The organism is Mesorhizobium sp. M5C.F.Ca.IN.020.29.1.1 (genome assembly GCF_003997375.1).
Taxonomy (GTDB): Bacteria; Pseudomonadota; Alphaproteobacteria; order Rhizobiales; family Rhizobiaceae; genus Mesorhizobium; species Mesorhizobium wenxiniae.
In genome coordinates, this window is sequence record NZ_RZSW01000420.1 from 1 (window position 1) to 5,652 (window position 5,652).

Sequence of the window (5,652 nt, forward strand, 5' to 3'; positions counted from 1 at the left end):
AAATTGAACAGACGCCGCGCGTCCAAGCAGCCGCAAAGGACGCTCTGGCATTTGAGTCCGAGGGATTCCCTCCGGAACTTATCTCGGTTCCCGGATCATACGCCCGCCGCCTTCTCGGTCTCTGAAATCTCTTCGTCCTCAACCGCCGTATGCTGCGCCGCCAGGAAATTGCCGACATGGCTGAGGCCGTCGAAATGATCGCAGAACACCTTGATGACGACCAGCAGCGGCACCGCCATCAGCGCGCCGACGAAGCCCCACAACCAGGACCAGAAGGCAATGGCGATGAGGATCGCCACGGCGTTGATCTCGAGGCGGCGGCCAACCACAGTCGGCGTCACAAACTGGCCTTCGATGACGTCGCACAAAATGACGAATGCTGGCGCCAGCAGCGCATAGGAGATCGTCTCGAAGCTGATCAGCGAGATGACGGTAACCAGCGTGATCGTAATCAGCGCACCGATATAGGGCAGGAAATTAAGCAGAGCCGCTGCCGCGCCCCAGACCTGAGCGTTGGGCACGCCGAGGGCCCACAGGCCGAGCCCGATGACCGTGCCGAGGCCCGCGTTGATGACCGTGACGGTGAGCAGATAGTGCGATATTTCACGTTCAACGTCGTAGACGACGCGCAGCGCCCGCTTCTTTTCGCTGAGACTGGGGAAGGACTGGACAATCTTCTCATAGAACATCGTGCCGGAGGCGAGCAGGAACAGCGACAGGACGAAGACAATGGTGACGCTGGTGCCGGCCGACAGCACATTGCCGGCGGCTTGCGAGAGAATGCCCGATGGCGCCATGGCCACCCTCTGAACGCCGGGCTCCTGGGAGGTCTGCGTTAGTCCCTCTATCTGACGCGAAATCTCCACGATCCTTTCGAACGGACGGCGCAGTTGCGCCAGACGTTCCGCAAGCTGCTGGCCGATCGACGAGGTGTTGTTGATGAGGTCGATGACCGGGCCGCTGAGCAAATACCCTGCGACAGCGATGACGCAGAACGACAGCAGCACCAGCAATGTCGCCGACATGGCATCGGGCAAGCCGTGCTTGCGCAGGAAGCGGACGATCGGCGTCAGCGTCAGTGCCAGCAGGAAAGCCAGAATGACCGGCATGAAGAAGGCACGGGCGAAATAGAGCGCGAAGATCGCCATAAGGATGAAGATGCCAACGAGCAGCGAACGAATCAGATGGGTATCCGCACGCGCCTCGGCGCGCGAATCCGGGCTATCGGCAGCGCCTGCGCCCGAAGCGGCGGGTTCGGCTTTCATTCTGGCCCTCGGCGGCACACCGCGATTGGCGTAGACCGTGGGCGGAAACGCCTTTGCGGCTTCAAAGTTCCGTTAGAGCGACGTGCGTCCACTTGGACGCACAAAGTGCGCTCTGACACTTTGAATCTACGCATCGTGCTTTCCGAAAATCGATTCCGATTTTCGGGTCGATGCGTTAGCCGGCGTTGATGATGACCTTAGCCCTACGATCTTGCCGACGAATCAGGCGGCCGGCGCTGCCACGGCCCGGATGGCCTCCGCCGTTTCCTTGCGCACGATCGGCGCGACCTTGGTGCCGTAGAGTTCGATCGCCTTCATGACCTTGGCATGCGCCATGGTGCCGATCGCCATTTGCAGCAGGAAGCGATCGTTGCCGAATATCCTGTGCTGGGCAACGATTTTTTCGGCCACCTGTTCTGGATTGCCGACGAACAGCGCGCCGTTCGGGCCGCGCGACTGGTCGAAATGTGCCCTCGATGTCGGACCCCAGCCACGCTCGCGGCCAATGCGGTTCATCACCTCGGCCTGCGGCCCATAAAAATCGTCAGCCGCCTGGTCGGTGGTCTCGGCGATGAAGCCGTGGACGTTGAGGCTGGTAGCGAGATCAGCCGGATCGTTGCCCGCCCGTTTGGCCGCTTCCCTGTAAATGTCGAACAGCGGCGCGAACCGCGCCGGCGCGCCGCCGATGATGGCCAGCGCCAGCGGCAGGCCAAGCGCGCCGGCCCGCGCGGCGGATTGCGGCGTGCCGCCGATCGCGATCCAGATCGGCAATCTGCCTTGGAACGGGCGGGGGTAGACGCCGCGATCGTTGATCGAAGCGCGCAGCCTGCCCGACCACGTCACCTTGACGCTGTCGCGTATGGCAAGCAGCAGGTCGAGCTTTTCGGCAAAGAGCTCGTCATAATCTTCGAGATTGTAGCCGAACAGCGGAAAGGATTCGATGAACGAGCCGCGCCCAGCCATGATCTCGGCCCGACCGCCGGATAGAAGGTCGAGTGTCGCAAACTGCTGGAAGACGCGAACCGGATCGTCGGAGGATAGCACGGTGACCGCGCTGGTCAGCTTTATGCGCCGGGTGCGTTCGGCCGCCGCGGCCAGGGCTACGACCGGCGCTGAAGCCGCATAATCGGGACGGTGATGCTCGCCCAGCCCAAACACGTCGAGGCCGACCTGGTCGGCCAGCTCGATCTCCTCGATCAGGTTTCGCAGCCGCTCATGCGGACCGATGGCACCAGGGCCCGGTTCCGGCCCGACGTCGGCGAAGGTATAGAGACCGAGTTCCATCATGTGTCATCCTGGTGTTTTGTTTTTCGCGCTACAGGTAGCGACCAGTCCGCCGCGCCACCAGAGGGGCGGATGGTGAACAGTGCATGTCCGTTTCAGCCGAATTCAGCCGAAAAGGCGTCTCCCGACTGCAACAGCTCAGAATTTCATGGCTGGCATACCGTTTTGGCGCTTGAACTCTGGGTTTTCACGCGTATGTAAGCCTCGCAAATTGACTCCAGGGAAGTGGACTTGGCTATCTATAGGGAAAAAGACGTTTTCGAGCGGCGCAATGCCGCAAACGAGGCAAAGAAGGCGCTTCTCGAGCGCTTCAGGGCAAAGCCAGCAGCAGACGATCCAGCGGTGCTGGCACGACAGGCCGAACGCAAGGCAATCCTCGAAGCTCGTGCGATACGCGAGGCCGAAAAGGCCAGGCTGAAGCAGGAAAAGCTGGCGCGCGAAGCGGCCGAAAAGGCCGAGCGCGAAGCTGCTGCCGAAGCGGCGCGTATTGCTGCGGAAGAAGCGGCGCGGGCGGAAGCGAAGATCCGGGAAGCCGAAGAGAACGAGCGCATCGCTCGTTTGCTTGCCGACGAGGCCGAGCGCAAGGCCAAGCGCGACGCGCGCTATGCGGCGCGCAAGCAGCGCACCGGCAGGACGCCTCCGGGCTTTTCTGCTCGCTAGCGCTCCTACAGCGCGATAGCACCAATCAAATTCAGGGCCGCCTTGCAGCGGCCCTGAAGGCGTTTGTGCTGCGGCCTTGCAGCAAAACTAATGCATGTCGCCCAAAAGTGCGCAGCGGTTTTGGGACGACGACATGCATAACAACAAGAACTTAAAGCGCGCCGCATGAATCTCTTCAGACGCGACGCGCTTTAGGCCGCGAGTTTCAATCCCATGATGCCGCAGACGATGAGTGCGATGCAGGCCAGCCTGATCGCGGTCGCAGGCTCGCCGAGCAGCCAGATGCCAAGCAGCGCCGTGCCGACGGTGCCGATGCCGGTCCACACCGCATAGGCCGTGCCGACCGGCAGCGTCTTCAGCGCCAGTCCGAGCAAAACGAGACTGACGACCATCGAGACAACCGTCAGGACAGTCGGCAGCGGCCTCGAAAAGCCATCAGTGTATTTGAGGCCGATCGCCCAGCCGATCTCGAACAGACCAGCGAAGAAGAGAAGAATCCACGACATCGGAACGCTCCATTGGATTGCGGGTCGTCCCGGTCTTTTCGCAAAGCGCGAAGTCGTCTTCGCTGCATTGGTATAGAAATTTAGGGTGCCCAATCAACAGCAGCGCCGGCGGCATTTCAGGACCAACCGGTGAATGTCGATTGGCACTGAAATGCCGCCGGTCATGACCTCGCGTCGAAACGCCCAGGCTTACCTGTCCTTGAGTTTGGTCGCTTTGACGGGCGGCGCTTTCAGGGTCGGGGCAGCGGCGGGTTTCTTCGCGTCCTTTTTCGGCTTGCGGGCTTCTTTGCCCGCCTTCATCGCACCTTTAGCCATGATTCGTTTCCTCCATTTGTGGCAAGCGAAATGAACCAAGAGAAACGCCCGACCGCAAGAGGCATAATCTGGCGCCGGCGCCAGCCGGCTGAGGTCAACCGTTCCGCTCGTAAACCGTGCTGGTCCGTGCGATGATCTTTTTTGCAATGCAGCAACAGCCCGTGCCTTCGCCGGGTGATGATCCGGCAGGCCGGTCAGGACGACAATGCGAATCCATATCGGCGGCGAGATGAGCTTCGATTTTCCGCAGGAAACGCCGCTGATCGCGATGCTCAACGTCCACTATTCCCGCGCGTCGGATCTCGAATGGCCGGACTTCCTGACCTCGAACCCGCCGGTGCCGATCGAGAGCTACCGGGACAGTTTCGGCAACTGGTGCAACCGTCTTGTCGCCCCGCCGGGTCGCTTCAGCATCGGCACGGACGCGGTGATCCGCGATACCGGCACTTTCGGCGATCTGATGGCCTGGCAGAACGAGGTGCGCGACCTGCCGTCCGACACGCTGCTGTTCCTGCTGCCCAGCCGCTATTGCGATAGCGACGTGCTGGCGAACGAAGCGTGGCGGCTGTTCGGCCACACGCCGCTCGGCATTCCACGCGTGCAGGCGGTCTGCGACTTCGTCCACAACCACATCATCTTTAATTATGGCAATGCGCGGCCGACGCGCACGGCGGCCTATCGCGAGCAGAGCGGGGTCTGCCGCGACTTCGCCCCTCTCGCCGTCGCCTTCTGCCGCGCCTTGAACATCCCGACGCGCTACTGCACCGGCTACATCAGCGACATCGGCCTGCCGAACCGTGGTCGGACATGGACTTCGCCGCCTGGATGGAGGTCGATCTCGGCGGCCGCTGGCATGCCTTCGATCCGCGCAACAACGCGCCGCGCATCGGCCGCATCCTGATCGCCTCCGGCCGCGATGCAGCCGATGTGCCGCTGACCCATATTTTCGGGCCCGGCACGCTGGCCGGTTTCAAGGTCTGGACGAACAAGATCGTCGACTAGGCCGTGTGGACAGTTACCGCAACCACAAGACAATAGCCGTGAGAGTGACAACGGCGCGGTAATTGCGGGCGGGTTTCTCGAAGCGGGTTGCGACCCGGCGGAACTGCCTGAGTTTGGAGAAGCAGCACTCAATGTGCTCTGTAAATTCACACGGCATGGAGATCACTTCATTGAAGTCTCAAATGCGCTCAGACGTTCAAAAACCTAAGAAGCGGCGGGCTTGCTTCGGATGGTTAAGGCCAGGAGCGCCTCCGAAAGTCGTTTCTTCGCCCGCTCGACCCCGTTCTCGTCGATTGCCTCAACATCGAGGAACAAGTCGAGGCCAGTCGCGTGCTCGCTGATGACCTGAGGGCGCTGGGCCAGTTCACCCAGGAGGCCCTCGACTTCGTAGGGGACAACCTCCCGGCTGATCCCCTTCATGGCAATCGGTGCTAACGGACGCGCCCGGACAAGGTCGCGGACGAGCGCGTAAGTCTCATAGCTGAGGCAGATGCCGCCGGGCTCGGCAATCGACTGCAGACGGGCCGCCAAGTTCGCTTCGGCTCCGATGATCGTGTAGTCCATCCGATCATCGGAACCGAAGTTTCCAACATTGCAATAGCCCGTGTTGATGCCCTGTC

General features: G+C 61.6%; 6 protein-coding genes and 2 pseudogenes. 2 read left to right on the plus strand and 6 right to left on the minus strand.

Annotation, left to right across the window (positions count from 1 at the left end; translation table 11 throughout):
• Nucleotides 1-95 precede the first annotated feature (95 nt).
• Together EOA85_RS25925 and EOA85_RS25930 are read right to left on the minus strand one after the other, a co-directional pair.
• Entirely contained in the window at nt 96-1,265 is a 1,170-nt protein-coding gene (locus tag EOA85_RS25925) for an AI-2E family transporter (protein WP_127211666.1), read from the minus strand.
• Between the two features lie 222 nt (nt 1,266-1,487).
• On the minus strand, nt 1,488-2,549 hold the full coding sequence (locus tag EOA85_RS25930) for an LLM class flavin-dependent oxidoreductase (RefSeq protein ID WP_127211669.1): 1,062 nt from the start codon (nt 2,547-2,549) through the stop codon (nt 1,488-1,490).
• Between the two features lie 231 nt (nt 2,550-2,780).
• Here EOA85_RS25930 and EOA85_RS25935 point away from each other — a divergent pair, with 231 nt between their 5' ends.
• On the plus strand, nt 2,781-3,209 hold the full coding sequence (locus tag EOA85_RS25935; protein ID WP_127211667.1) for a DUF6481 family protein: 429 nt from the start codon (nt 2,781-2,783) through the stop codon (nt 3,207-3,209).
• A gap of 191 nt (nt 3,210-3,400) precedes the next feature.
• On the opposite strand, the gene sugE is transcribed toward EOA85_RS25935, so the two are convergent.
• Together sugE and EOA85_RS39955 are read right to left on the minus strand one after the other, a co-directional pair.
• The gene (sugE, locus tag EOA85_RS25940; protein WP_127211668.1) at nt 3,401-3,715 is read right to left on the minus strand and encodes a quaternary ammonium compound efflux SMR transporter SugE; all 315 of its coding nucleotides are present in this window, start codon (nt 3,713-3,715) and stop codon (nt 3,401-3,403) included.
• A 189-nt stretch (nt 3,716-3,904) separates the two neighbouring features.
• Entirely contained in the window at nt 3,905-4,030 is a 126-nt protein-coding gene (locus EOA85_RS39955) for a hypothetical protein (RefSeq protein ID WP_082982715.1), read from the minus strand.
• Between the two features lie 205 nt (nt 4,031-4,235).
• Between EOA85_RS39955 and EOA85_RS25950 the strand changes: the two are divergent.
• Nucleotides 4,236-5,032, plus strand: a pseudogene (locus EOA85_RS25950) (transglutaminase family protein).
• 13 nt (nt 5,033-5,045) lie between these two features.
• Here the strand turns inward: EOA85_RS25950 and EOA85_RS25955 are convergent.
• Both EOA85_RS25955 and EOA85_RS25960 read right to left on the minus strand, forming a co-directional pair.
• Nucleotides 5,046-5,168 (minus strand): annotated as a pseudogene (locus EOA85_RS25955) (IS5/IS1182 family transposase); the annotation flags it as partial.
• Nucleotides 5,169-5,236: 68 nt separating this feature from the next.
• The coding region (locus tag EOA85_RS25960; RefSeq protein WP_164759876.1) for an adenylate/guanylate cyclase domain-containing protein at nt 5,237-5,652 on the minus strand (416 nt) is incomplete at its 5' end.

Coding starts and splice junctions, on each gene's coding strand:
- EOA85_RS39955 (WP_082982715.1), bottom strand. CDS start 4,030: ATGGCTAAAGGTGCGATGAAGGCGGGCAAAGAAGCCCGCAAGCCGAAA.
- sugE (WP_127211668.1), bottom strand. CDS start 3,715: ATGTCGTGGATTCTTCTCTTCTTCGCTGGTCTGTTCGAGATCGGCTGG.
- EOA85_RS25930 (WP_127211669.1), bottom strand. CDS start 2,549: ATGGAACTCGGTCTCTATACCTTCGCCGACGTCGGGCCGGAACCGGGC.
- EOA85_RS25925 (WP_127211666.1), bottom strand. CDS start 1,265: ATGAAAGCCGAACCCGCCGCTTCGGGCGCAGGCGCTGCCGATAGCCCG.